We start from the raw sequence: 23,939 nt of genomic DNA, 5'->3' as shown, positions 1-23,939 counted from the left end.
GTTGAGAAGTGAGCGCCAAAGAGATCACCGTCGTCCACGTGATGCGCCACGGTGAGGTGCACAACCCGGAGGGCGTCCTGTACGGGCGGCTGCCGGGCTACCACCTGTCCGAGCTGGGCCGGCAGATGGCCGACCGGGTCGCCGAGGACCTGGCCGGGCGGGACATCACCCATGTGGTGGCCTCCCCGCTGGAGCGGGCCCAGGAGACCGCCGCGCCGATCGCCAAGGCGCACGGCCTGGACGTCGCGGAGGACGCGCGGCTGATCGAGGCGGAGAACATCTTCGAGGGCAAGACCTTCGGGGTGGGCGACGGCTCGCTGCGCAACCCGGGCTACTGGAAGTACCTCACCAACCCGTTCCGGCCGTCCTGGGGCGAGCCCTACCTCGACCAGGTGGTGCGGATGATGGGCGCCATCGGCGCGGCCCGGGACGCCGCCCGCGGCCACGAGGCGGTCTGCGTCAGCCACCAGCTGCCGATCTGGATCCTCCGCTCCTTCGTCGAGCGCCGCCGGCTCTGGCACGACCCGCGCAAGCGGCAGTGCTCGCTGGCCTCGCTGACCAGCTTCACCTTCGAGGGCGACCACATCGTCTCGGTCGGCTACCGCGAACCGGCCCGCGACCTGCTGCCCGCGCACCTGGTCGGCAAGGGCCGCAAGGGGGACAAGCCGGTGGGTAAGAGCTTCGGCGCCTGACCCCGTAAGCGGTACGTAAGTATGACTTCGGGTCACCTGGCAGGCGCCGGGTGACCCGAAGTCGTCGCAGGTCAGAGGGGGTGCGACGCGCAAGGTAGGACCCCGGCGAACCGGCCCGGAACTCCATGCGAAACTTTTCACATGTCTGCCATGACGCGCCCCCGTCCCCGTGTCGCCGCAGCCGCCGCCACTGCCGCCGCCGCTGCGCTCGTCCTCACCGGCTGTTCGTCCTCGGGCGCGTCGGGCAGCAGCGAAGGCCAGGTCGGCTTCGTCACCGTCAAGGGGACCAACCTGGCGAAGGCGGACGCCGGCAAGCGCGGGGACGCCCCGGACATCTCCGGGGAGACCCTGGAGGGCAACCAGGTCAAGCTCTCCGACTACCGCGGCAAGGTCGTGGTGCTGAACGTGTGGGGCTCCTGGTGCGGGCCGTGCCGGGCCGAGGCGAAGAACCTCCAGGCCGTCGCGGACGAGTACAAGGACAAGGGCGTCCAGTTCCTCGGCATCAACACCCGGGACACCGACAAGACCAACGCCGTCCGGTTCGAGCAGGAGCAGGGCGTCTCCTTCCCGAGCATCTTCGACCCGGCCGGCACCCAGCTGCTCAAGTTCCCCAAGGGCAGCCTCAACCCGCAGTCGATCCCGACCACGCTGGTCGTCGACCGGGACGGCAAGCTGGCCGCCCGCGCCGTCGGCGGGACGACCCAGGAGGCGCTGGAGTCGATCGTCCAGCCGGTGGCCGCGGAGCAGCAGCAGTGAGCGGCTCACCGCAACTCGCCGAACTCCCGCAGACCGTGCTCCCGCTGGCCGACACCTTCAGCACCGTGCAGAGCGGGGCGCTGCTCGCCGCGGCGCCGATCGCGCTGGCGGCCGGGTTGGTCTCGTTCTTCTCGCCCTGCGTGCTGCCGCTGGTGCCCGGCTACCTGTCGTACGTGACCGGCTTCTCCGCCGCCGACCTCGCGGACGCCCGCGGCGCCAAGCGCGGGCGGATGCTGCTCGGGGCGACGCTGTTCATCCTCGGCTTCACCGTGGTCTTCGTCTCCGGCGGGGCGCTGTTCGGCCAGTTCGGCAACACCCTCCAGGAGCACCGGCGGGTCATCTCGATCGTGCTCGGCGCGCTCACCGTGGTGATGGGCCTGGCCTTCATGGGCCTCGTCCCGGGCCTGAGCATGCGCGAGGTGCGCTCGCACCGCCGCCCGGCCGTCGGCCTGCTCGGCGCTCCGCTGCTCGGCATGGTGTTCGGCGTCGGCTGGACGCCCTGCATCGGCCCGACCCTGGCCGCCGTCCAGACGCTCTCGCTGAACCAGGCGGACGCGGCGCGCGGGGCCCTGCTGATGACCTTCTACTGCCTGGGCCTCGGCGTACCGTTCATCGTGGCCGCGCTGGCCTTCCGCCGCGCGTTGGGTGCCTTCGGGTGGGTCAAGCGGCACTACCCGCTCGTGATGCGGATCGGTGGCGGCATGCTCGTCGCGGTCGGTCTGCTGCTCGTCACCGGGATCTGGGATTCCTGGATGAGCCAACTGCAGTCCTGGACCGCCGACTCCCAGATCGGAATCTGACCGTGAGCAAGACCACGACCGGGACCGAGCTGCCCCCGGCGCCGGACGACGACACCGCCGCCGAGCGGCTCAGCACCGCGCCGGTCGAGTCCGAGGGACCGACCGGCATAGGGGTGCTCGGCTGGGCCCGCTGGATGTGGCGCCAGCTGACCTCGATGCGGGTCGCCCTGATCCTGCTGTTCCTGCTCTCGCTGGCCGCCATTCCGGGCTCGCTGATCCCGCAGAACGGCCAGAACCAGTTCAAGGTGCAGACCTGGAAGGCGCAGCACACCACGGTCGCGCCGATCTACGAGAAGCTCCAGCTGTTCGACGTCTACAGCTCGATCTGGTTCTCGGCGATCTACATCCTGCTGTTCGTCTCGCTGGCCGGCTGCATCGTTCCGCGCACCTGGCAGTTCGTCGGCGTGCTGCGCTCCCAGCCGCCGGCCGCCCCGCGCAACCTGACCCGGATGCCGGTGTACGCGGTCTGGCGCACCGGGGCCGACCCGGAGCAGGTCAACGCGGCCGCCCACCGGCTGCTGCGCAAGCGCGGCTTCCGGGCCAACCTGGCCGGCGGCTCGGTGGCCGCCGAGAAGGGCTACCTGCGCGAGGTCGGCAACCTGCTGTTCCACCTGTCGCTGTTCGCCCTGCTCGGCGGCTTCGCCTGGGCCAGCCTGGCGTCCGGCACCGGCGGCAAGCTGATGGTCGAGGGCCAGGGCTACTCCAACACCATCACCCAGCTCGACGACTTCACCGGCACCCGGTTCTACAACAACCAGGACCTCGACCCCTTCTACCTGAAGCTGGACAACTTCACCTCGAAGTTCCAGGACAAGGGCGACCAGATGGGCGCCGCCCGGCAGTTCACCGCGAACGTGGAGTACTTCGAGGGCAGCGACGAGTCGAAGCTGAAGAAGGGCACGATCGAGGTCAACCACCCGCTGGAGATCGGCGGCAGCAAGGTCTTCCTGATCGGCCACGGCTACGCCCCGGTGATCACCGTGAAGAACGGCAAGGGCGACGTGGTCTACCACGACGTCGTGCCGTTCCTGCCGCAGGACGCCAACCTGACCTCGACCGGCGTGGTGAAGGTCTCCGACTACGGCGTGGGCCCGGGCGGCGACAAGACCCAGCTGGGCTTCTCCGGCTTCTTCCTGCCGACCGCCCCGCTGAGCTTCGCCGGCACCGGCCCGATCTCGCTGTTCCCCGGCGACGCCGCCCCCGAGCTGGTGCTGAACGCCTTCTCCGGCGACCTCGGCACCGACTCCGGCCTGCCGCAGAACATCTACCAGCTGAACACCTCCAAGCTCACCCAGATGCAGCAGGACGGCCAGCCGGCCAAGGCCCTGCTCAAGCCCGGCCAGGCCTGGACCCTCCCGGACGGCTACGGCAGCGTCACCTTCGAGGGCTACAAGCAGTGGGCGAGCTTCAACATCTCGCACCGCCCCGGCAATGAGATCGCGCTGACCGGCGCCGTGCTGGCGATCCTCGGCCTGATCGGCTCGCTGTTCATCCAGCGCCGCCGGATCTGGGTCCGCGCGGTGCCCCTGCCGGGCGGCGGCACCCAGGTGGAGCTGGCCGGCCTGGCCCGCAGCGAGTCGGCGAAGATCGCCGAGGAGCTGGCCGAACTCGCGGTGGACCTCCAGGACGACGCCCCGGCGGCGGAGGAGGACGCCCCGGACGCCCCGGACGCCCCGGACGCCCCGGACGCCCCGGACGACTCCGCGGCCGCCGAGGAGGCTCCGGAAGCCCCCGCAGCAGAAGACCCCACAGCCCCTGCCGACCAGAACTCCAAGGAGTAGACGGTGCACCTCGCCTCGGGAGTCGACCCACAGCTGGCCGACCTCTCCAACAAGCTGATCTATTCGGCGATGGCGGTCTACACGATCGCCATGTTCGCCCACATGTTCGAGTGGACGTTCGGCAGCAAGGGCGCGGTCGCCGTCCGCTCCAAGGAGCAGGCGGGCAACCTGGCCGAGACCGTCGCCGCCGCCGAGCCCAAGGCCGCCAAGAAGGTCACCGTCACCGTGGCCGGGGCGAAGGGCGGCACCACCACGCTCACCCGCACCGTCCTGGCGGGCGAGGGCGCGACGGTGGTCACCGGCGGCCGCGGCGAGGAGGAGGTGGACGGCCCGGGCGCGGCCGGCACCAACGAGAAGGCCGACCTGGCCGGCCGGATCGCGGTCTCGCTGACCGTCCTGGCGGCCCTGCTGCACGGCGGCGGCATCGTCGCCCGCGGCCTCTCGGTGTCCCGCTGGCCGTGGGGCAACATGTACGAGTTCTCCTGCGCCTTCGCCTTCGCGATGACGGGCTCCTACCTGGTGCTGCTGGCCGCGCGGAAGAACGTGCGCTGGCTCGGCCTGCCGGTCGCGGTCGCCGTGCTGCTGACGCTCGGCATCGCCACCCAGGTGCTGTACACCGACTCCGAGCAGCTCGTCCCGGCGCTGCACTCGTACTGGCTGGCGATCCACGTCTCGACCGCGATCTTCTGCGGCGGCGCCTTCTACGCGGCGTTCATCTCCACCCTGATGTACCTGGCCAAGGACTCCTTCGACAAGCGGATGGCGGCCGGCCTGACCACCGGCCCGCTGGGCACCTCGCCGTCGATCTGGCGTCGGCTGCCGGCCGCGTCTACCTTCGACAAGCTGTCGTACCGGATCAACGCCCTGGTCTTCCCGCTGTGGACGTTCACCATCATCGCGGGCGCGATCTGGGCCGAGGCCGCCTGGGGCAAGTACTGGGAGTGGGACCCGAAGGAGACCTGGTCGTTCATCACCTGGGTCGCCTACGCCTGCTACCTGCACGCCCGCGCCACGGCCGGCTGGAAGGGCCGCAAGGCCGCCTACCTGGCGCTGGCGGCCTTCGCCTGCTGGCTCTTCAACTACTACGGCGTGAACATCTTCGTCACGGGCAAGCACTCGTACGCGGGGATCTGACCGGGGGCACCCACCCACCGGCCCGGCTTCCACGGAGGTGGCCGGGCCGAGGTGCAACAGGGGTAAGTCGTGCCGGCCGCCTGCGCCGGTACGGGGAGGAACGAGGAGGAAATCGCGCAATGGAGTGCGACGAGGTCATGCTGACCGTCCGAATCACCGCCGCCGAGCAGCTGCTGCTCCGCCGGCTCGCCCAGGGGCACCGGAGCGACGTGTCCGAAGTGGTGGCCGACGCTCTGCTGGACATCATCCCCACGCTCAGCGCACCGGGGGACGCCTACCGCCTGCTGAGCGCCATCGCCACACCGGCGCCGTGCGCGCTGACGGTCTGGCTGCCCACCGCGCTGGCCGACCTGCTGGTGCCCGGTGCGGCCCGGATCGCCCAGATCACCGACGTCCGGATCGAGTCGGCCAGCGCGGCCCTGGGGGCGGCGCTGCGGCTCTGGCTGGCCCAGGACCCGGTCCGGCTGGCGGCCAACCTCAGCGTGATGCACGCCGGGCGGCGGCCGACCGCGCTGGTGGCCGCCTGAGCGCACCGGCACGGGGCCCTAGGGCGTGTCTGACAATTCGCGTCGGGTCAGCGCGCGGCTCCCCCAGCCTCCGGCCGGGAGGTACCCCCACTCCGCGCCCGGCTGGGCGTGCCGGCAGGTCGTCCTCGTACTGGGCGTACTTGGGCGATCTGCCGGTGCGTCCAGGCGGGATGACCGGCGTCGCGCGCCCGGCGGGAATTGTCAGACACGCCCTAGCTGGCCAGCGGCAGCAGCCCGGGTACGGCGGGGCGGCCCTCGAAGGCGTCCCGCCGGACCGGCACCCGCGGACCGTCCACCGGCTCGGTGAGCAGCCGGCACTCGGCCGCCGTCCTCCCCTCCTGGAGCAGTCTGACCAGGACGGGGGTGCGGCGGCCGTCGGCTGTGCGCTCGCGGACGGCCCGCACGTAGCAGGGGCGGTCCAGCTCGATGTAGCGGTCGAAGGAGGTCACCAGCTCGACCGGCACCACCGGCTCGGGGTGCTGCAGCCGCTGGGCGGCCTGCCGGGCGGCCTCCAGCACCAGCATCCCGGGCACGTGGTCCAGCTCGTGGTCGAACAGCACCGGGTGCCCGGCGTCGGCGCGCAGCAGCCAGGTGTCCGGCCGCAGGGTCGGGCTGAGCACCACGTCCGCCGGCTGGACCCGGCCGACCAGCTCGGGTGCGTCGGGCTCCGGCGGCCGCGGCACGGTGACGGTGCGCCGGCCGCGCAGCCGCTCGTACGAGGCGGGGGTGACCACCCGCAGCTGGCCGGAGCCGTGGCCGATCCGCAGGCCGTCCCGGGTCACCTCGGCGTGCACCCGCAGCGAGACCAGCCGGCCGTGCCGCATCCGGACGTCCTGGCAGGCGACGGCGAGCATCAGCGAGGTCGGGGCGGCGGCGACGGCGAGGCCCGGCAGGCCCTCCTCGCCGAGCGCGTAGCCGAGGTCCTCCATGACGAAGTGGTGGCCGCGCGGCACCCCGAAGCCGGCGTGGCCGATCAGCAGCCCGGCCTGCCGGACGGTCTCGGCCATCAGCACCGGATCGTGGTAGCGGTCCCCGGGCAGCCGGTAGAAGCCGTGCAGCCGGGGCCACTGGGCGCCGAGCAGGAAGTCGTACGGGCCGGTGGCCTGCCAGCCGGTGAGGAAGACCTCGGAGACCGAGGCGCGGTGCACCAGGTGCCGGGAGACGGTCCGGTCGTGGAAGTCGTAGCCGGTGCCGGGGCACGGGCCGGGGTACGGGTCGGAGCCGGGGTGGGCGTACGGGCCGAGGGTGTCCGGCTCTACGATCAATGGCATGACGGGCCCCAGCTCCAGGGTGTCGGTCGGGCGGCCGCTACGGCCGCCCCACAGCAAAACATACATACCACCCGGTTTGTCTTCTGCGGCCGGGGTGGCCCTGTCGCAAGACCCGGACCAGTCACGCTACCCGCCCTCTGGTCTGCGGTGATGCCCCGAACGGGGAGGACAGACCTTGGGCGGGGGGTGGTCCCCGCTGGACGGCGGGGTCGACACAGGCGCTAGATTAGATACCAACCATGCGGTTTCGGCCAACGCCGTCCGCGTGCGAGGCGCCGCCTCCGACCGAGGGGGTGCCGACAGCGGCCGGGTGGGGCGGGGAGCGCGTCCGGCGGAGTCCGGAGGGGTCAGTGGTCAAGCAGGAACGCGCGGGGCGGACCAGGCAGGCCGTGCTGCTCGCCGCCGCGGACACCTTCGCGGCGGTCGGGTTCGAGGCCGCCAGCCTGGTCGACATCAGTCGCCGGGCCGGGGTGAGCAAGGGCGCCCTCTACTTCCACTTCGTCTCCAAGCAGGCCCTCGCCGACGGCGTACGGGCCGCCGCCGGACGGGAGATCGGCTCGGCCGCGCTGCGCGCGCTGCGCGCCGAGGGCCCGGCGGTCCAGGGGCTGATCGACTTCTCGTTCGAGCTGGCCCGGCTGCTGCGCGAGGACGTGGTGGTGCGGGCCGGGGTCCGGCTCGGCCGCCAGGGCCTGCGGCCGGGCGCCGGGCCGACCGGGCCGGACACCGCCTGGCGCAGCCTCACCGCCGTCGTCCACCGGCTGCTGGACCGCGCCGACCGGGCCGGCGAACTGCGCCCGGGGGCGGACCGGCGGGCCTGCGCGGAACTGCTCACCACGGTGGTGGCCGGCCAGGTGCTGCTGGCCGCCGAGGAGCCCGGCCGACCGGCCCCGGAGACCGTCCGGCGGCTCTGGACGGCGGCGCTGCCGGCCCTGGTGGGAGCGGAGGGGCACCCGGGCTACCGGGTGTGACCGGGTCCGCGCCCGTCGTCGGCGGTCCGGCGCCGTGGCCCGCCCGTCGCGGCGGGCCGTCCGGGATCCCGCCCGGGGCCGCTCAGCCGCGTTCGGCGACGCTCAGCCGGGCCAGCGCGTGCGGCTGGACCAGCCCCGGCAGGATCAGCGTCCACAGGTCGGCCAGCCGCTGGATCAGGTCCCGCCGGTCGGCCAGCACCTGGGAGCTCAGCTGGATCCCGGTCACCGCCCCGGTGATCACCCCGGAGGCCGCGACCAGGTCGACCCCGGGGTGGAGGTCCCCGGCCTCCCGGGCGCGCTCCAGCAGCGCCCGGACCAGGTCCATCCAGCCCTGGTAGGCGGCGATCTGCGGCTGGGTGAAGCTGCCGTGCTCGATCGTCAGCCGGATGCTGCCGCGCACCAGCGGGTCCTCCTGGAGGGCCCGGGCGAAGGCGTACCCGAGGTCGATCAGGGTCTGCACCGGGCTGTCCGAGGACGGCTCCCAGGAGGCGATCCAGGCGCCCTGACCCTCGATCACGGCGAGCGCCAGCTCTTCCTTGGAGCGGAAGTGGAAGTACAGCGCGCCCTTGGTGACGCCCGCCCGGTCCAGGATCTCGGACATCGTGGCGGCGGCGTAGCCCCGCTCGTCGAACACCTCGGCCGCCGCGAGGAGTACCGCCTGGCGGGTCGCCAGCGCGCGGGCCTGCCTGGCCATCGCAGCCTCCCTGGAAAGTTCGGTACCTCGGCAGCCGCCGGTCCTGGGGGGCGGCGGGGCGACGGGCGGGAACCGTCCGGTAGGTATCCTACCGAGCCGCGCCGCGCCCGGTCGGACGGGTGCGGGCGGCGCCCGCGCGCCGGGGCGGGCCCGGACGGCCCGACGGCCGGCCGCCCGGAGCGGGCGACCGGCCGTCGGGGCCCGTCCTTGGTGGCTGTCCGGCGGTGCCGGTGCCGGAACCGTCAGGCGGCCTGCTGCCAGCTGACCGGCGAGTAGTACGCCGGGCGGCGCTCCAGGCGCTGCCAGCTGGCGATCGGCTCGACCTGGGCGGCCGCGGCGGCCTGCTGCGCGACGGCGGCGCGGGCCGCCAGGACGGCGGTGAGGGCGGCGAGTTCCTCGTCGGAGAGGGTGCCGCGGACGATGCGGACGAGAGGTTCGACGGAAGCGGTCATGGCCTGGTTTCTCCCCCGGTTGCTGTGGTGTGTGGTGTGGCTCGGTACGGCCTGCTGCGGACCGCGCTGCTACATCGGCGGGTTGCCGTGCTTGCGGCTGGGCAGGTCGGCGTGCTTGGTACGGAGCATGGCCAGGGCGGAGGCGATCACCTGGCGGGTTTCGGCCGGGTCGATGACGTCGTCCACGAGGCCGCGCTCGGCCGCGTAGTACGGGTGCATCAGCTCGTTCTTGTATTCCTTGATCTTCTGGGCGCGCATGGCGTCCGGGTCCTCGGCGGCGTTGATCTCGCGGCGGAAGATGACGTTGGCGGCGCCCTCGGCGCCCATCACGGCGATCTCGTTGGTCGGCCAGGCGTAGGAGAGGTCCGCGCCGATGGAGCGGGAGTCCATCACGATGTAGGCGCCGCCGTAGGCCTTGCGCAGGATCAGCGAGATCCGCGGCACGGTGGCGTTGCAGTACGCGTACAGCAGCTTGGCGCCGTGCCGGATGATGCCGCCGTGCTCCTGGTCGACGCCGGGCAGGAAGCCGGGCACGTCCAGCAGGGTGACCAGCGGGATGTTGAAGGCGTCGCACATCTGGACGAAGCGCGCGGCCTTCTCGCTGGCGTTGATGTCCAGCACCCCGGCCAGCGACTGCGGCTGGTTGGCGATGATGCCGGTGACGTGGCCGTCGACCCGGGCCAGCACGCAGAGCACGTTGGTCGCCCAGCGCTCGTGGACCTCCAGGTACTCGCCGTGGTCGACGATCTCCTCGATCACCTTGCGCATGTCGTACGGGCGGTTGCCGTCGGCGGGCACGAGGTCCAGCAGGCTGTCGTTGCGGCGCTCGACCGGGTCCTCGCTGACCACGGAGGGCGGCATCTCGCGGTTGTTCTGCGGCAGCAGCGACAGGAGGTAGCGGACCTCCTCGATGCACGACTGCTCGTCGTCGTAGACGAAGTGCGAGACGCCCGAGACGCCCGCGTGCACGTCGGCGCCACCGAGGCCGTTCTGGCTGATCTTCTCGCCGGTCACCGCCTGGACCACGTCCGGGCCGGTGATGAACATCTGCGAGGTCTCGCGGACCATGAAGACGAAGTCGGTCAGCGCGGGGGAGTACGCGGCGCCGCCGGCGCACGGGCCGAGCATCACCGAGATCTGCGGGATGACGCCGGAGGCCTTGGTGTTGCGCTGGAAGATGCCGCCGTAACCGGCCAGGGCGGTGACGCCCTCCTGGATGCGGGCGCCGGCGCCGTCGTTCAGCGAGACCAGCGGGGCACCGGCCGCGATGGCCATGTCCATGATCTTGTGGATCTTCTGCGCGTGGGCCTCGCCCAGGGCGCCGCCGAAGATCCGGAAGTCGTGCGCGTAGGTGAACACGGTGCGCCCGTGCACGGTGCCCCAGCCGACGATCACGCCGTCGGTGTGCGGCTTCTTGGCCTCCAGGCCGAAGCCCTGGGCGCGGTGCCGGCGCAGCGGCTCGACCTCGCGGAAGGAGCCCTCGTCCAGCAGCAGGTCGATGCGCTCGCGGGCGGTCAGCTTGCCCTTCGCGTGCTGGGCCTCCGTGGCCTTGTCGCTCGGGCCGCGGCGGACCTTCTCGCGGAGCTCGTGGAGCTCGGCGACCCGCCCCTTGGCGTCAGCCGGGACCTCGGGGACCTCGCCGCCGACCGGCGCCTCATGCACAACCGTCATCTCGAACCACTCCAAGGGTGAGGGAACTGTCCGACAGCCAACGTCTGCTGTGCCCCCAGCTGCGAAACAACTTCTTCACTTATGACTGTACGAGGGGCCGTGCGCTGGTTTCGGCGTCGATTCCGTACAAGGTCGAGTTCGTTTAGCTGTCAGGCCTGCACAGAAGCGGTCGGTTCGAAGGCTGTGCGCTCGGTGTCCGTTCGAATACTGGGGGTTGTCGGCCAGATGATGGTCCGGTGATCTGTGCATGAAGAAAAGCGCAGGTCAGGGCCGTCTCACAGCAATGTAGGGCAGCCATCTAGCGTATGGTTCAAGCTCTGCTCAATCCCGGCGACGGGAAGGGACCGATTCGTGCTAGAGGGTCCGCAGTCGTAGGGAAGCGCCAAAAACGCCACAGCCCACCCGTGGGCGCCCGGGTGGGCTGTCCGGGGGAGCGGCGGCACCGCTCCGATCAGCTCTTTCGTCCGTCCTCGGGCTCGTCGCCGCGGCGCAGCTCCTGCTCGCGCCGGCGCAGATCGGCCTCCCACTGCCGGAGCATGGCCTCGTGGTCCTTGTCGTCCTTCTGCAACGACCCGCTCCCGGAGGGCGCCCCGCCGTCGCCCGTCGACGGCCCGTTGCCCGTCGACGGCCCGTTGCCGAGCGACGCGAGGAACTCCGGATCGTCGTCCGGTGCCATCCGGCGCCCGCCGCCGGACCCCGGCCGGCCGCCGGCCGCCGGCCGTCCCGGCTGCCCGTCCGGGGCCGCGGCCCGCAGGAAGCCGCGCCGCTTGCCGGCCACCAGCCAGGCGATCGGGCCGAGCGGCGGGAAGAGCAGCACGATGATCAGCCAGATCACCTTCGGCAGGTAGCGAACCTCGTCCTCGGGTGTGACCAGGCAGTCGATGAACGCCCACACCCACAGCGCGAGCGGCAGGACGATGGTCAGAAGAATCCTCAGCACGGCTGTGATCTCCCCCCGGTGACGGCGGTGGCGGCGGGGGCCCCACCGGGGCCCTTGACGCAAGCCAGGCTATCGGGTGGCGGATACTGACAGACATGGCATACGACGATCTCCGCTCGTTTCTCCGGGCCCTCGACCGCGAGGGCGACCTCAAGCGCATCAAGGCGGAGGTGGACCCGCACCTGGAGATCGGCGAGATCGTCGATCGCGTGCAGAAGGCCAAGGGCCCGGCGCTGCTGTTCGAGAACGTCAAGGGCTCGTCGATGCCGCTCGCGATGAACGTCTTCGGCACCGAGCGCCGCCTGGCCAAGTCCCTCGGCCTCAAGGGCCCGGAGGACATCGCGCAGAAGATCGCCGGTCTGCTCAAGCCCGAACTGCCGCAGGGCTTCACCGGGTTCCGGGACGCCTTCGGCAAGCTCGCCTCGATGGCGCACGTCCCGCCCCGGCAGGTGAAGTCCGGCGACGCCCCGGTGCAGGAGGTCGTGCTCACCGGCGACGACGTCAACCTGGACGAACTGCCCGCGCTGTTCACCTGGCCGCTGGACGGCGGCTCCTTCTTCAACCTGGGCCTGACCCACACCAAGGACCCGGACAGCGGCGTCCGCAACCTCGGCCTCTACCGGCTCCAGCGGCACGACCGCCGCACCATCGGGATGCACTGGCAGATCCACAAGGACAGCCGCAACCACTACGCCGTCGCCGCCAAGCGGGGTGAGCGCCTCCCGGTCGCGATCGCCTTCGGCTGCCCGCCCGCCGTCACCTACGCGGCCACCGCGCCGCTGCCCGGCGACATCGACGAGTACCTGTTCGCCGGCTTCGTCGCGGGCGAGCGGGTCCGGATGGTCGACTGCAAGACCGTTCCGCTGCAGGTCCCGGCGGACGCCGAGGTGGTCCTGGAGGGCTGGCTGGAGCCCGGCGAGATGCTCCCCGAGGGCCCGTTCGGCGACCACACCGGCTTCTATACCCCGCAGGAGCCCTTCCCGGCGCTGAAGATCGACTGCGTGACGATGCGCCGCCGGCCGATCCTGCAGTCCATCGTGGTCGGCCGCCCGCCGACCGAGGACGGCCCGCTGGGCAAGTTCACCGAGCGGTTCTTCCTGCCGCTGCTGAAGATCATCATCCCGGACATCGTCGACTACGACCTGCCCGAGGCCGGCGGCTTCCACAACTGCGTGATCGTCTCGATCGACAAGAAGTACCCCAAGCACGCCCAGAAGACGATGCACGCGATCTGGGGCGCCCACATGATGTCGCTCACCAAGCTGATCATCGTGGTGGACTCCGACTGCGACGTCCACGACTACCAGGAAGTCGCCTGGCGGGCCTTCGGCAACGTCGACTACAGCCGCGACCTCACCGTCGTCGAGGGCCCGGTCGACCACCTCGACCACGCCTCCTACCAGCAGTTCTGGGGCGGCAAGGCGGGCATCGACGCGACCCGCAAGCTCCCCGAGGAGGGCTACACCCGGGACGGCGGCTGGCCCGAGATGGTCTCCTCGGACCCGGCCACCGCCGCACTGGTGACCCGTCGTTGGAAGGAATACGGACTGTGAGCACGGCCGCCGTCGAAACCCCGGGGCGCACCAGGGCCTTCCTGCGCCTGGTGATGATCGAGCACTCGGTCTTCGCCCTGCCCTTCGCCTACATCGCCGCGCTCACCGCCATGTTCCTGGCCGACCACCGGGTGCACTGGGGCGAACTGTTCGTCGTCACGGTCTGCATGGTCGGCCTGCGCACCTTCGCGATGGCCGCCAACCGGATCATCGACCGTGAGCTCGACGCCCGGAACCCGCGCACCGCCGGCCGCGAACTCGTCACCGGCGCCGTCTCGTTGCGGACCGCGTACATCGGTTCGGCGGTCGCCCTGGTGGTCTTCCTCGGTGCGGCGGCGATGCTCAACCCGCTCTGCCTGGCGCTCGCCCCGGTGGCCGTGGTGCCGATGGTGGTCTACCCGTACGGCAAGCGGTTCACCAACTTCCCGCAGGCGATCCTGGGCCTGGCCCAGGCGATGGGCCCGGTCGGCGCCTGGCTCGCGGTGACCGGCAGCTGGTCCTGGGAGGCCGTGGTGCTCGGCGCCGCGGTCGGCATCTGGATCGGCGGGTTCGACCTGATCTACGCCTGCCAGGACGTCGAGTCCGACCGGGAGAACGGCGTCGGCTCCCCGCCGGCCCGCTTCGGCGTCCCCGCCGCCATCTGGGGCGCCCGGGTCTGCCACGCCCTGACCACCCTGCTGCTGGTCTGGTTCGCGGTGCTCACCCACGCCGGGCCGGCCTTCTGGATCGGCCTGGTGGTCGTCGCGGGGGCCTTCGTCTACGAGCACACCATCGTCCGGCCGAACGACCTCTCCCGGCTCAACCGGGCGTTCTTCCAGACGAACAGCTTCGTCGGCATCTCGCTGTTCTTCTTCGCCCTGGTCGACCTGGTCATCCGCGGCCTCGGGATCTGACCGCCCGGCAGCCGACCGCTTCGGGATCCGGCCGCCCCGGGATCCGACCGCCCCGGGGCTCAGCGGAACAGCGCGGCGTGGTCCGCGGCCCAGGCCCGGAAGCTGCGGGCGGGGTGGCCGGTGACGTCCTGGACGGTGTCGGTCACCGGTTCCGGGGCGGCGATCCGGGCGTGGACGGAGTCCAGCGCGCCGTCCGCCACGGCCGGCGGCCAGCCCGCGGTGAGCATCCGGCGGCGGGCCGCCCCGCGGGGGACCTCCTCCCAGCGGACCGCCCGCCCGGCCGCCTCGCCGATGATCCGCACCTGCTCGGCCTGGGTCGGGGACTCCGGGCCGGTGAGGACGTGGCGGGCGCCGTCGTGCCCGTCCTCGGTCAGGGCCCGGACGGCGACCGCGGCGACGTCCCGCTCGTCCACCGGGTTCAGCCCGGCCGCGCCGCCGTAGCCGCGCACCGGGCCCCCGGCCCGGATCTCCTCCGCCCAGCGCAGCGCGTCGCCCGCGAAGCCGTACGGCCGCAGCGCGGTGTGCCGCACGCCGCTGTCCGCGAGCAGCGCCTCGATCCCGCCGTGCGGTCGCCCGGGCGAGTGCGGCCCGGCCCCCGGCGCGTCCCGGACGGCGGCGGAGGACAGGAACACCACCCGCCCGACCTCCCCGGCCAGCGCCGCCACCGCCCGCTCGGCGCCCTCCGCCGTCGCGAACGGCCAGCTCAGGAACGCCGCGTCGGCGCCGTGCGCGGCCGCGCGCAGGGACCGCGGGTCGCGCAGGTCCCCCTGGACGAACCCCCGCTGCCGGGCCCGGTCCGGGTGCCGGGTCAGCGCCCGCACCCGCACCCCGGCGGCGGCGAGTTGCAGCCCCAGGTGGCGCCCCACCGCCCCGGACGCGCCGACCAGCAGCACCGTCGACGCGTCGTCAGTCGTCTTCTCCGTCATACCCCGACGGTAGGCGCGCGGCCCCCCACTGCCCCATGCGCGCGGGTCTCCCGTTCATGCGCCATCGTCTACCGCCGGCGGCGCGCCCCGCCGGGGCCGGGTGCGGGGGGCGCTCCGGGCGTCTCCCCGCACCCGCCGAACCGGCCCGGGGCGCCGGTCAGTTGTGCAGGAAGGACTCCAGCGACGTGGCCAGCGCCACCGGCGTCTCGTACATCGGGTAGTGCCCGCTGCCGTCGAGCTCCTCCAGCTCGGCGTTGGGGAAGTGCTCCAGCCAGGTGCCGCGCATCACGTCGGCGGTCAGCGCGAGGTCGTACGCGCCGACGATCACCTTGACCGGTACGGGGTTCCCGCTGACCCGGCGCTCCAGGTCGGCCGTCGCCCAGTCCCGGACGTAGCGGCCGAAGGCCTCGGCGGTCGACACCCGCAGCGACCGGTCGACCATCCGGTCCAGCCAGACCCGGCCGGCCCGCTGCCCGGTGACCAGGTCGAGGATCGCGTACCGCTTCTCCCGGTCCTCGGCGGCGCCGTAGAACAGCCGCTCGCCGGCCTCGTCCAACGGGTACGTCCCGGCCGGCACCGGCGCCAGGCCGACCAGCTTGCGCACCCGCAACGGGGCCTCGGCCAGCACCTGTTGGGCCGCCTTGCCGCCCATCGAGTGGCCGACCAGCGAGAAGCGGTCCCAGCCGAGCTGGTCGGCGAGGGCGAGCGCGTCGGCGGCTATCTCGGCGAGCGTGTACGCGCCGGTCACGTCCTTGCGGTCGCCGTAGCCGCGGTAGTCGAGGAAGGCGTAGCTGAAGGTGCCGCCGTCGAGGTAGTCGAGGAAGGGGCCCCAGTCCGCGCTGGTGCCGAACCAGTCGTGCAGGACGAGGACGGGGTGGTCGCCGGTGCCGGTGAGACGGTGAGGGATCGTCATGTCCTCGGTCCTTCCCCGGAATCCGCCCGCCCGAACGGCCGGTCCGGGGTGGCGGACCGGCCGTTCGGGCGGGCCCGGTCAGGCCGCGGGGCGGCGGGCGAAGGCCGGGGCGTGTTCGGGGCGCGGCCCGAGGGCGATGAGCCGGGAGATGCCCAGTCGGACGGCGGGCACCCGCTGGGCGAGGGCGGCGAAGGCGACCGGCGGTCCGGCCCGGCGGCCGGAGAGCGTCGGGACGAACATGATCTGGTGCAGGAGCCGTTGGAGGCGCTGGATGACCACGGTCGGCCACTCACGGCGCCGTTGGACCCGGGCCAGGGCGGCGACGGTCGGGCGGCCGCGGCGCAGCGGTTCGGCGAGCAGGGTGGCGGCGGCGACGGCGTCCTGGATGGCGAGGTTGATGCCGACCCCGCCGGCCGGAGACATCGCGTGGGCGGCGTCGCCGATCAGCAGCAGGCCGTCGACGTACCAGCGTTCGAGCCGGTTGAGCTTGACGTCGAGCAGGTGGACGTCCTCCATCGCGGCCAACTGGTCGACCCGGTCCGCGTACTGCGGGAAGATCCCGGCGATCCGGGCGCGGAACCGCTCGACGCCCTCGGCGCGCAGCTGGGCGTCGGAGCCCTTGGGCTTGAAGTAACCGATCTGGAAGTAGTCGTCGCGGGTGAGGCTGATCGCCAGCTCGCCGTTGCCGAAGCCGGGGACGAGGCTGGGCTTCTCGGCCTGCTCGTGGAGGTGCCGGGGGAGCCGGAACCACCAGACGTCGAAGGGCACCCGGTACTCCCGGGGCTGCAGTCCGGCCTCCCGGCGCAGGGTGGAGTGGCGGCCGTCGGCGGCGACGGTGAGCGCGGCGCGGAGTTCGCCCTCCTCGCCGTCCCGGGTGCGGTAGCGGACGCCGACGACCCGGCCGCCCTCGCGGAGCAGTCCGGTCGCCTCGGTGTTCATCCGCACGCTGAAGGTGGGCTCCCGCTGCGCCTCCTGGACCAGGAAGTCGAGCAGGTCCCACTGCGGCATCATCGCGATGTAGTTGTACGGCGCGGGCAGCCGGTCGTAGGCGCTCAGCGCCACCGTGCCGCCCCCGGGTGCCGGTATCACCATGTCGCCGAGCCTGCTCTGCGGCAGCCGGGCGAACTTCCGGCCGAGGCCGAGCTCGTCCATCAGCCGCACGGTGGACGCGTGGACGGTGTCCCCGCGGAAGTCGCGCAGGAAGTCGCCGTGCTTCTCCAGCACGGTCACCTCGACGCCCGCGCGGGCCAGCATCAGGCCCAGCATCATTCCGGCCGGTCCGCCCCCGGAGATGACGACGCTCATGGCTCTCTCCCCTTCGATCCCTTGCCGATCCTGCATGGAACTCGCCTTTAGAGCATCTCTGGGACAGTCTCAGGTGTCAAGTAGTACTCTGTGTCACATGGACGATCTGGTGACGGCCGCGCTCACCGCGGCGAAGGAACGGGGACGGGACGTCGCGGATGTCCCGCTGACGGCGATCGCCTCGGCGGCCGGCATCTCGCGCAGCACCCTGCTGCGCCGGCTCGGCGGCTCCCGGGCCCCGCTGGACGAGGCCGTCCGGCGGACCGGCGTCGACCCGGGCGGCCGGCCCCCGGTGCGGGAGCGGGCGATCGAGGCGGCGGGCCGGCTGGTCGCCGAACGCGGCCTCGCCGGGGTGACCCTGGACGCCGTGGCCGACCGGGCCGGGTGCTCGCTGCCCAGCCTGCACACCGTCTTCGAGGGGCGGGACGGCCTGATCGCCGCCGTCTTCCTCCAGTACGGCCCGCTGCCCGACCTGGAGGCGCTGGCCGCCGACCCGCCGGTCGGCCTGGAGGCCACCGTCCGGGCGCTCCACCGCACCTTCGCCGCGGCCCTCGTCCGCGATCCGCGGGTCGTCCCGGCGATGTTCGCCGACCTCTTCGGCAGACCCGACGGCCCCGCCTCCCGGATCCTGGAGACCCACCTGCCGCGGATGCTCGACGGCATCTCCCGGCTGCTGCTGCCGCACATCGAGGCCGGCCGGCTGCGCCCGCTGCCGCTCCCGGTGCTGACCCAGCTGATGTTCGGCCCGCTGATCAACCACCTGGTGCTCCGGCCCGCCCTGGAACCCCTGCTCGGCTCCGACCTGCCCTCGGTGGAGGAGACCGTCGAGCTGTTCGCGGACGCCTTCCTGCGGGCCGTCGCCCTGCCGGCGGCAGAATCCGGGGAGGACGACACCCCCTGAGGAGACCCGTGATCGGCAGACTGCAGTGCCTGGTGCTCGACTGCCCGGCCCCGGCCGCGCTCGCCCGCTTCTACGCCGAGCTGCTGGGCGGCGAGGTCGACCGCCCGGACCGCCGCTGGTCGCTCGACGCCGACTGGTCCACCCTGCACCTGGACGACGGCACGGTGCTCTGCTTCCAGGGCGTCGCCGACCACCGTCCGCCCCGCTGGCCCGACCCGGAACACCCGTCCCAGGCCCACCTGGACATCGACGTGCCGGACCTCGACGCCGCCGAGGCCCGGCTGCTCCCGCTCGGCGCCACCCGGCTGCACGACGCGGGCGGCTGGCGGGTCTACGCCGACCCGGCCGGGCACCCGTTCTGCCTGATCCGCGGGTAGGCCCGCTCCTCCGGATCCCGCCGGGCGGGAACGCCGGAGCCCCGGCCCCCGGACGGTGCCGGGGGTCGGGGCTCGGATCGCCCGGAGGGCGGGGATCAGGCGCTGCGGCGGCGACGCCCGAAGAGGACCGCGCCGATGCCGCTGGCGAGCAGGCCGGCGGCGGCCGCGGCGGACGCCAGCATGCCGTCCGCACCGGTGTGGGCCAGGGCGCCGCCCGCGAGCTGGGTGTCGGTGGAGCCGGCGCTGCTGTCGGTGCCGCCCGTGCCACCGGTGGTGCCCGCGGCGTTCGACCCGCCGTCGGAGGTGGTGAAGCCCGCCTTGACGGCGGTGTCGCCGCCGGTGGCGGAGCCCTTCCCGGCGGTGCCGAGCGGGGCGGTGGTGACGTCGACCGCGAAGCCCTGGGGGCCGACGTAGGCAGGGTAGCCGCCGCCCTCGCCGAGGATGGCCGCGGGGTTGACGGAGGTCCGGCCGAGCGGGGCGTCGAGGGTGAAGGCGAGGCGGACGTGCTTGGTGACCGTGGTGTTGGCGGCCAGGTTCTTGTCCGCGGCGAGGTGGTAGGTGACCTCGGGGGAGCCGGGCTGGCTGACCGGGGTGCCGGTGAGGGTCGCCCAACTGCCGTCGGCCTGCTGCACCTGGAAGACGCTGCGCTTGTCGGTCTGGACGACGGGCGAGAAGTTGTCGTAGTCCGAGGCGCTGGAGTTGGTGAAGGTGACGTCGAACTCGGCCGGGGCGCCACCGATGACGGCGCTGCTGGGCGCGCCCTTGGTCTGCACGTCGAGGGCCTTGAGCGGGACGGACTTGGTGTTCTGGGTGAGGACGGTCTTCGAGGCCGGGTCCACGACCGTGGAGTCCAGCTTGACGGTGGAGCTCATCCCGGCCCAGTCGTTGTTGAGCGGGGCGGCGATGCGCAGCGGGACGGTCGTGCTGCCGCCGGCGGCGACGGTCACGCCCGGGATCTCGCCGGTGAAGTGGAAGCCGGTGTTGTCCTGGCTGAAGGCCAGGTCGACGGGCTTCCAGCTGTCGCCGTCCCGGCGCTCGACGGTGATGCGGTCCTTCGAACGGGCGTAGCCGTTGCCGACGTCGAGCTTCAGCGTGTAGGTGGCGGCGGCGGTGCCCGGGTTGGTGACGGTCTCGGTGAACTCGACCGGCTTGCCGCCGTTGCCGATCGACGCGGGCTCCTGCACCGACAGCGACGGGGCGGCGGTCAGGTCGACGGGGAAGCCCTGGACACCGATGTAGGCGGGGTAGCCGCCGTCCTCGCCGAGGACGACCCACGGGTTGACGTACGTCCGGCCGAGCGGGGCACCGGCGGTGAAGGCCAGGCGGACGTGCTTGACGACGATGCTGTCGGCGGCCAGGGTCCGGTCCGCGGTGAGGTGGTAGCTGACCATGGGGGAGCCCGGCTGGGTGCTCGGCACACCGGTGACGGCCTCCCAGCTGCCGTCGGCCTTCTGCACCTGGAGGGTGCTGCGGCCGTCGACGTTGACGACGGTCGAGGCGTTGTCGTAGGCGGAGGCGCTGGAGTTGGTGACGACCACGTCGAACTCGGCCGGGGCGCCGCCGGGGACGGCGCTGCTGGGCGCGCCCTTGGTCTGCACGTCGAGGGCCTTGAGCGAGATGTTCTTGGTGTTCTGGGTGAGGACGGTCTTCGAGGCCGGGTCCACGACGGCGGAGTCCAGCTTGACGGTGGAGCTCATCCCGGCCCAGTCGTTGTTGAGCGGGGCGGCGATCCGCAGCCGGACGGTCGTGCTGCCACCGGCGGCGACGGTCACGCCCGGGATCTCGCCGGTGAAGTGGAAGCCGGCGTTGTCCTGGCTGAAGGCCAGGTCGACCGGCTTCCAGGCGCCCGCGTCCTGGCGCTCGACGGTGATGCGGCCGGTCGAGCGGGCGTAGCCGTCGGCGGCGTCGAGCTTCAGCGTGTAACTGGCGTCGGCGGTGCCCGGGTTGGTGACGGTCTCGGTGAACTCGACCGGCTTGCCGCCGTTGCCGAACGAGGTCGGCGGGGCGACCGTCAGCGTCGGCGCGTCCGCGGTGGCCGCGGTGGTCGCGGCGGCGGCCGGGGCCGCGGCGTAGGCGGCCGGGGAGGCCACCACGGCGCCGGTGGCCAGCAGCACGCCCAGGGTGGCGGCGGTGAGGACGGTGGAGCCGGAACGACGAACACGCACAACGGACATGATGTATACCCCCCAGGGTGTTTCACCGGTCGGTCTCCGCCGCCGGTCGAGCAGCTGTGGTCTTGGCGGGAGCCGCGGTCCGGGGTGGTGTCCCCGGTGTCGCCTGCGGTCCGCCGCGGCGGGTTCCCCCGCCGCTCACTGAGATAGACGTGCAAGGGTCACGGGGGTTGCAGGTGGGTTCGAAGTTTTTTCCGGAAATCTCCGAGACCGCTCCGACCTGCGCTTTCTTCCGTCAGCGGCCTGACGGCCCGGCAGTCTGACAGCCCGACAGCCCGACAGCCCGACAGCCCGACGGCTCAGTCCAGCACCAGGCGGTCGCCCAGCCGGAGCCGCCCGGGGGCGGCGACCTCGGCGAGCGCGTCCAGCCGGCCGTCGTGGGCGTGCACGATCGCCTTGAGGATCTCCGGCGCGTGCGGCAGTCCGGGCTGCGGGGCGCCGGTCATCGCGCAGCGCTCGCTGGAGGCGACGAAGGCGAGCCGGGCGCTGTCCGGGGCCTCTCCGTGGGCCTGGCGGCCGAGCCAGGCGTCCTCGACGAACGGCGGGGTGCCCGGTGGGGTGCGCAGCACGATGTTGGGGCGGAAGCGCCGTTCGTCCACCGCGGCGAACGGGACGGCCTCGCGGACCCAGTCCAGGGTGGCCGTGGTGAGCAGGCTGACCGGCAGCCGGTCGAAGTGCGAGACCGCGTCCTCGCGGGCGAGTTCCACGTCCGCGCGCTGGAGGTAGGCGCGCAGGAAGGCGGCCGGGTGGTCGACCGGCCGGCCCAGCGGGTCGAACAGCTCGGGGCCGTCGATCCGGCGGCCGAGGCGGGCGGAGAGCCGGAGCAGGCCGTCCATCCGGCGGAAGCGCCGGGTGTTCTTGCCGGAGCCGAGCTTGCCGGAGGCGTCGCGGACGGCGTAGAGGCGGTCCCCGGCCAGGCCGCGGACGTCCACGTCGACGGAGTCGAGCCGTTCGCCGCCGGTGGATTTCACGGGGTAGCGCCAGAGTCGCTCGACCACTCCGATGATCTCAGCCATGGCCGGACAGCCTAGTGGCGCCACCGGGGGATGGTCTAGACCAAGTACCGCCCCGGGGAAGGACGGTGCGCCCGGGGCGTCCCGGCGGCGGCCGCGGCGGTCGGTCAGCCCAGCCGGGCCACCGCCCGCACCGGTGCCCCGTCGGCCGCCACCAGCCGCAGCGGGAACAGCGAGACCTCCACCGGCCGGCCGGCCTCCTGCGCCTCCAGCAGGGCCCGCAGGTCGGTCAGGTTCTCGGCGATCACCCCGCCGCCGCTCGCCCCCAGCAGCACCCGGTGGGCGGCCAGCGTCGGCTCCTCCACCGGGTCGGGGCCGTCGTGCTCGTCGGTGAGGTCGGCGAGCAGCGCGGCCACCGCCGGGTCCTCCGGCCCCGGATCGGGGGTGGGGTCCACGCTCAGCGCGTCCACGCCGACCGTCCGCACCCCGGCGGCCACGATCGCCTCGGCGGCGGCCGCGGTCAGGCTGGGGTGGGCGAGGTAGGCGTCCGTGCCCCAGTGCCGGGCCCAGCCGGTGGCCAGCAACAGGACGGAGCCCTCGCCGCAGCGCTCCAGCGCGGGCGCCAGCAGCTCCGGGGTGACGGCCGTCCGGGGCTCCAGCCCGCGCAGGTCGGCGACCACGGCGGGGCCGGTGAACCGCTCCAGCGGCAGCCCGTCCAGGGTCGGCCAGGTGACGTCCACGTGGTACGGCGCGTCCACGTGCGTCCCGGACTGCGAGCCGAGGTGCAGGGCCAGCACGTTCACCCCGGCGGTGGCGGTGGTGAGCGCGGGCGCCAGCAGGACGGCCGGATCGCCGGGGTAGACCGGCATCGCGGTGGTCACCTGATGGGTGAGGTCGACGAGGGTCGCTGCCATGGGCCCATCCTCCCAGGGGGCGCGCCCGCGCGGGCCCGCTCCGCCGTGCCCGGGGCGAAGCCGCAGGTCGGGGCGGGACAGAATTGCCCCATGGGAACTGCGAAGCGTCAGCCGTGGGTGGTCGGGGTCTCGGGAGCGTCGGGGACGCCGTACGCGGCCTCGGTGATCCGGGCCCTGCTCGCCGCCGGCGAGGCGGTGGACCTGATCGTCAGCCGGGCGGCCCGGCTCACCATCCTGGACGAGACCGGCATCTCCTTCCGGGACGCCCACTGGCGCGCCGACCTGGCGCGGTGGCTGGGCACCGAGGACGGCCTGGACGACGTCCGGTACTGGTCCGCCGGGGACTTCGCGGCCGGCCCGTCCAGCGGCTCGTACCCCGCCAAGGGCATGCTGGTGGTCCCCGCGACCACCGGTGCGGTGGCCGGGATCGCCCTCGGCCTGAGCAAGGACCTGCTGCAGCGGGTGGCCAGCGTCACCCTCAAGGAGCGCCGCCCGCTCGTCGTGTGCGTGCGCGAGACGCCACTCAACGGGGTGACGTTGAAGCACTTGGTGGAGCTCGACGCGCAGGGCGCCGTCGTCCTGCCCGCCGCGCCCGGTTTCTACGCCGGCGGTTCCACCGTGCGCGAACTCGTCGATTTCGTGGCCGGCCGGGTGCTGGACGCCGTCGACGTGCCGCATTCCCTGTACCTGCGCTGGGAGGGCGAGTTGGGCGCGGCGGCCCGCGAAGCCGGCGACGGGCAGGCCGCTGGGGCTGAGGGGGAGTAAGGAGACCGAGGGCGGGAGAGTATCTTCTCTGCGATATCCGGGTCGGTCAGCGCATGGCGCCTTGGAATCCGGATAATGATCTGTGGGTCTGGTGAGGTTCGGAAGGACGCGGACGGTATATGGACACGGTGGACAGACAGCTCATCCAGGCGCTCCGGGAGAACGGCCGTGCGTCCTACGCCGAGCTGGGCCGGTTGGTCGGGCTCTCCGGCCCGAGCGTCACGGACCGGATCAACCGCCTGGAGCAGGCCGGTGTGATCACCGGCTACCGCGCGACGGTCAACCCGGCCTCGCTCGGCTTCGGCGTCACGGCCCTGATCGGCCTTCAGCTCACGGACGCGGCCGACCACGAGGACGTCGCGTTCCGGCTGAAGGACCTCAACGAGGTCGAGGACTGCTGGTTCATCGCGGGCGACGACTCCTACATGCTCAAGGTCCGGGTGGCCGACGTGGCCGGCCTGGAGTCGGTGGTGAAGCGGATCTCGGGCACGAAGGGCGTGGCCCGGACCCGCACCACCGTCGTACTCTCCACGAAGTGGGAGAACCGGGTGAGCGAACTCCCCCCCGTAGGAGAGTGACGAG

The 23,939-nt window shown here is 72.8% G+C and carries 24 protein-coding genes; 13 read left to right on the top strand and 11 right to left on the bottom strand.

Translation table 11 applies throughout. The features are described 5' to 3' along the window. Window positions 1-41: 41 nt before the first annotated feature. The 6 genes from AB0O91_RS04115 (at window position 42) to AB0O91_RS04090 (ending at window position 5,690) form a co-directional block, all read left to right on the top strand. Complete coding sequence (locus tag AB0O91_RS04115) at window positions 42-692, top strand: histidine phosphatase family protein (RefSeq protein WP_363427767.1); 651 nt, start codon at window positions 42-44, stop codon at window positions 690-692. Window positions 693-833: 141 nt separating this feature from the next. Then, a complete protein-coding gene (locus tag AB0O91_RS04110; protein WP_363427600.1) occupies window positions 834-1,448 on the top strand; it encodes a TlpA disulfide reductase family protein in 615 nt (204 codons plus the stop codon). Window positions 1,449-1,483: 35 nt separating this feature from the next. Then, window positions 1,484-2,248 carry a cytochrome c biogenesis protein CcdA gene (locus AB0O91_RS04105; RefSeq protein WP_363427765.1) on the top strand — a complete coding sequence of 255 codons (765 nt, stop codon included), beginning with the start codon at window positions 1,484-1,486 and terminating at the stop codon, window positions 2,246-2,248. 2 nt (window positions 2,249-2,250) lie between these two features. Continuing rightward, window positions 2,251-4,029, top strand: coding sequence for a cytochrome c biogenesis protein ResB (locus AB0O91_RS04100; RefSeq protein ID WP_363427598.1), 1,779 nt, complete (start codon window positions 2,251-2,253; stop codon window positions 4,027-4,029). Window positions 4,030-4,032: 3 nt separating this feature from the next. Continuing rightward, complete coding sequence (ccsB, locus tag AB0O91_RS04095) at window positions 4,033-5,163, top strand: c-type cytochrome biogenesis protein CcsB (RefSeq protein WP_363427596.1); 1,131 nt, start codon at window positions 4,033-4,035, stop codon at window positions 5,161-5,163. 137 nt (window positions 5,164-5,300) lie between these two features. Further along, window positions 5,301-5,690: a hypothetical protein gene (locus tag AB0O91_RS04090; RefSeq protein ID WP_363427594.1), complete on the top strand. Its 390-nt coding sequence runs from the start codon at window positions 5,301-5,303 to the stop codon at window positions 5,688-5,690. Window positions 5,691-5,902: 212 nt separating this feature from the next. Here the strand turns inward: AB0O91_RS04090 and AB0O91_RS04085 are convergent, their stop codons facing one another. Next, entirely contained in the window at window positions 5,903-6,961 is a 1,059-nt protein-coding gene (locus tag AB0O91_RS04085; protein ID WP_363427592.1) for a ScbA/BarX family gamma-butyrolactone biosynthesis protein, read from the bottom strand. Between the two features lie 350 nt (window positions 6,962-7,311). On the opposite strand from AB0O91_RS04085, the gene AB0O91_RS04080 reads away from it, so the two are divergent. After that, window positions 7,312-7,929: a ScbR family autoregulator-binding transcription factor gene (locus tag AB0O91_RS04080; protein ID WP_363427590.1), complete on the top strand. Its 618-nt coding sequence runs from the start codon at window positions 7,312-7,314 to the stop codon at window positions 7,927-7,929. 82 nt (window positions 7,930-8,011) lie between these two features. Here AB0O91_RS04080 and AB0O91_RS04075 read toward each other — a convergent pair whose 3' ends face one another. The 4 genes from AB0O91_RS04075 to AB0O91_RS04060 form a co-directional block, all read right to left on the bottom strand. Next, on the bottom strand, window positions 8,012-8,623 hold the full coding sequence (locus tag AB0O91_RS04075; protein ID WP_363427588.1) for a ScbR family autoregulator-binding transcription factor: 612 nt from the start codon (window positions 8,621-8,623) through the stop codon (window positions 8,012-8,014). A gap of 242 nt (window positions 8,624-8,865) precedes the next feature. Further along, complete coding sequence (locus tag AB0O91_RS04070; protein WP_363427586.1) at window positions 8,866-9,075, bottom strand: acyl-CoA carboxylase epsilon subunit; 210 nt, start codon at window positions 9,073-9,075, stop codon at window positions 8,866-8,868. A gap of 69 nt (window positions 9,076-9,144) precedes the next feature. Further along, window positions 9,145-10,746: an acyl-CoA carboxylase subunit beta gene (locus AB0O91_RS04065; RefSeq protein ID WP_363427584.1), complete on the bottom strand. Its 1,602-nt coding sequence runs from the start codon at window positions 10,744-10,746 to the stop codon at window positions 9,145-9,147. 451 nt (window positions 10,747-11,197) lie between these two features. After that, the gene (locus AB0O91_RS04060; protein ID WP_363427582.1) at window positions 11,198-11,686 is read right to left on the bottom strand and encodes a PLD nuclease N-terminal domain-containing protein; all 489 of its coding nucleotides are present in this window, start codon (window positions 11,684-11,686) and stop codon (window positions 11,198-11,200) included. 95 nt (window positions 11,687-11,781) lie between these two features. Between AB0O91_RS04060 and AB0O91_RS04055 the strand changes: the two genes are divergently transcribed. Both AB0O91_RS04055 and mqnP read left to right on the top strand, forming a co-directional pair. Next, window positions 11,782-13,239, top strand: coding sequence for a menaquinone biosynthesis decarboxylase (locus AB0O91_RS04055; RefSeq protein WP_363427580.1), 1,458 nt, complete (start codon window positions 11,782-11,784; stop codon window positions 13,237-13,239). Continuing rightward, entirely contained in the window at window positions 13,227-14,132 is a 906-nt protein-coding gene (gene mqnP / locus AB0O91_RS04050; protein ID WP_363427763.1) for a menaquinone biosynthesis prenyltransferase MqnP, read from the top strand. Before AB0O91_RS04055 ends, mqnP begins: the two co-directional genes overlap by 13 nt. Before the next feature lie 59 nt (window positions 14,133-14,191). Here the strand turns inward: mqnP and AB0O91_RS04045 are convergent, their stop codons facing one another. From AB0O91_RS04045 to AB0O91_RS04035, 3 genes are all read right to left on the bottom strand, one after another. Further along, window positions 14,192-15,058, bottom strand: coding sequence for an NAD(P)H-binding protein (locus AB0O91_RS04045; RefSeq protein ID WP_363427578.1), 867 nt, complete (start codon window positions 15,056-15,058; stop codon window positions 14,192-14,194). 157 nt (window positions 15,059-15,215) lie between these two features. Continuing rightward, window positions 15,216-15,971, bottom strand: a complete 756-nt coding sequence (locus AB0O91_RS04040) for an alpha/beta hydrolase (RefSeq protein ID WP_363427576.1) — start codon at window positions 15,969-15,971, stop codon at window positions 15,216-15,218. Between the two features lie 78 nt (window positions 15,972-16,049). Then, window positions 16,050-17,276, bottom strand: a complete 1,227-nt coding sequence (locus AB0O91_RS04035) for an FAD-dependent oxidoreductase (protein ID WP_363427574.1) — start codon at window positions 17,274-17,276, stop codon at window positions 16,050-16,052. Between the two features lie 97 nt (window positions 17,277-17,373). Between AB0O91_RS04035 and AB0O91_RS04030 the strand changes: the two genes are divergently transcribed. Beyond that, window positions 17,374-18,177, top strand: a complete 804-nt coding sequence (locus AB0O91_RS04030; protein ID WP_363427572.1) for a TetR/AcrR family transcriptional regulator — start codon at window positions 17,374-17,376, stop codon at window positions 18,175-18,177. Between the two features lie 8 nt (window positions 18,178-18,185). After that, the gene (locus AB0O91_RS04025; RefSeq protein ID WP_363427570.1) at window positions 18,186-18,554 is read left to right on the top strand and encodes a VOC family protein; all 369 of its coding nucleotides are present in this window, start codon (window positions 18,186-18,188) and stop codon (window positions 18,552-18,554) included. Between the two features lie 95 nt (window positions 18,555-18,649). On the opposite strand, the gene AB0O91_RS04020 is transcribed toward AB0O91_RS04025, so the two are convergent. The 3 genes from AB0O91_RS04020 to AB0O91_RS04010 form a co-directional block, all read right to left on the bottom strand. Beyond that, entirely contained in the window at window positions 18,650-20,719 is a 2,070-nt protein-coding gene (locus tag AB0O91_RS04020) for an LPXTG cell wall anchor domain-containing protein (protein ID WP_363427568.1), read from the bottom strand. Window positions 20,720-21,024: 305 nt separating this feature from the next. Continuing rightward, on the bottom strand, window positions 21,025-21,741 hold the full coding sequence (locus AB0O91_RS04015) for an MOSC N-terminal beta barrel domain-containing protein (protein ID WP_363427566.1): 717 nt from the start codon (window positions 21,739-21,741) through the stop codon (window positions 21,025-21,027). Between the two features lie 104 nt (window positions 21,742-21,845). Continuing rightward, entirely contained in the window at window positions 21,846-22,592 is a 747-nt protein-coding gene (locus AB0O91_RS04010) for a cyclase family protein (protein ID WP_363427564.1), read from the bottom strand. A gap of 90 nt (window positions 22,593-22,682) precedes the next feature. Here AB0O91_RS04010 and AB0O91_RS04005 point away from each other — a divergent pair, with 90 nt between their 5' ends. Next, entirely contained in the window at window positions 22,683-23,357 is a 675-nt protein-coding gene (locus AB0O91_RS04005) for a UbiX family flavin prenyltransferase (protein ID WP_363427562.1), read from the top strand. Between the two features lie 119 nt (window positions 23,358-23,476). Continuing rightward, window positions 23,477-23,935, top strand: a complete 459-nt coding sequence (locus tag AB0O91_RS04000; RefSeq protein WP_030055719.1) for an Lrp/AsnC family transcriptional regulator — start codon at window positions 23,477-23,479, stop codon at window positions 23,933-23,935. Window positions 23,936-23,939: the final 4 nt, after the last annotated feature.

This window comes from Kitasatospora sp. NPDC089797, assembly GCF_040684795.1.
Lineage (GTDB): Bacteria > Actinomycetota > Actinomycetes > Streptomycetales > Streptomycetaceae > Kitasatospora.
The sequence above is the reverse complement of the archived record's forward strand: the minus strand, read 5'-3'. Positions and strand labels throughout refer to the sequence as shown.

Coding starts and splice junctions, on each gene's coding strand:
- AB0O91_RS04110 (WP_363427600.1), top strand. CDS start 834: ATGTCTGCCATGACGCGCCCCCGTCCCCGTGTCGCCGCAGCCGCCGCC.
- AB0O91_RS04090 (WP_363427594.1), top strand. CDS start 5,301: ATGCTGACCGTCCGAATCACCGCCGCCGAGCAGCTGCTGCTCCGCCGG.
- AB0O91_RS04085 (WP_363427592.1), bottom strand. CDS start 6,961: ATGCCATTGATCGTAGAGCCGGACACCCTCGGCCCGTACGCCCACCCC.
- AB0O91_RS04030 (WP_363427572.1), top strand. CDS start 17,374: ATGGACGATCTGGTGACGGCCGCGCTCACCGCGGCGAAGGAACGGGGA.
- AB0O91_RS04035 (WP_363427574.1), bottom strand. CDS start 17,276: ATGAGCGTCGTCATCTCCGGGGGCGGACCGGCCGGAATGATGCTGGGC.
- AB0O91_RS04070 (WP_363427586.1), bottom strand. CDS start 9,075: ATGACCGCTTCCGTCGAACCTCTCGTCCGCATCGTCCGCGGCACCCTC.
- AB0O91_RS04115 (WP_363427767.1), top strand. CDS start 42: ATGCGCCACGGTGAGGTGCACAACCCGGAGGGCGTCCTGTACGGGCGG.
- AB0O91_RS04000 (WP_030055719.1), top strand. CDS start 23,477: ATGGACACGGTGGACAGACAGCTCATCCAGGCGCTCCGGGAGAACGGC.
- AB0O91_RS04075 (WP_363427588.1), bottom strand. CDS start 8,623: ATGGCCAGGCAGGCCCGCGCGCTGGCGACCCGCCAGGCGGTACTCCTC.
- AB0O91_RS04010 (WP_363427564.1), bottom strand. CDS start 22,592: ATGGCAGCGACCCTCGTCGACCTCACCCATCAGGTGACCACCGCGATG.
- AB0O91_RS04015 (WP_363427566.1), bottom strand. CDS start 21,741: ATGGCTGAGATCATCGGAGTGGTCGAGCGACTCTGGCGCTACCCCGTG.
- AB0O91_RS04055 (WP_363427580.1), top strand. CDS start 11,782: ATGGCATACGACGATCTCCGCTCGTTTCTCCGGGCCCTCGACCGCGAG.
- AB0O91_RS04005 (WP_363427562.1), top strand. CDS start 22,683: ATGGGAACTGCGAAGCGTCAGCCGTGGGTGGTCGGGGTCTCGGGAGCG.
- AB0O91_RS04040 (WP_363427576.1), bottom strand. CDS start 15,971: ATGACGATCCCTCACCGTCTCACCGGCACCGGCGACCACCCCGTCCTC.
- AB0O91_RS04045 (WP_363427578.1), bottom strand. CDS start 15,058: ATGACGGAGAAGACGACTGACGACGCGTCGACGGTGCTGCTGGTCGGC.
- AB0O91_RS04065 (WP_363427584.1), bottom strand. CDS start 10,746: ATGACGGTTGTGCATGAGGCGCCGGTCGGCGGCGAGGTCCCCGAGGTC.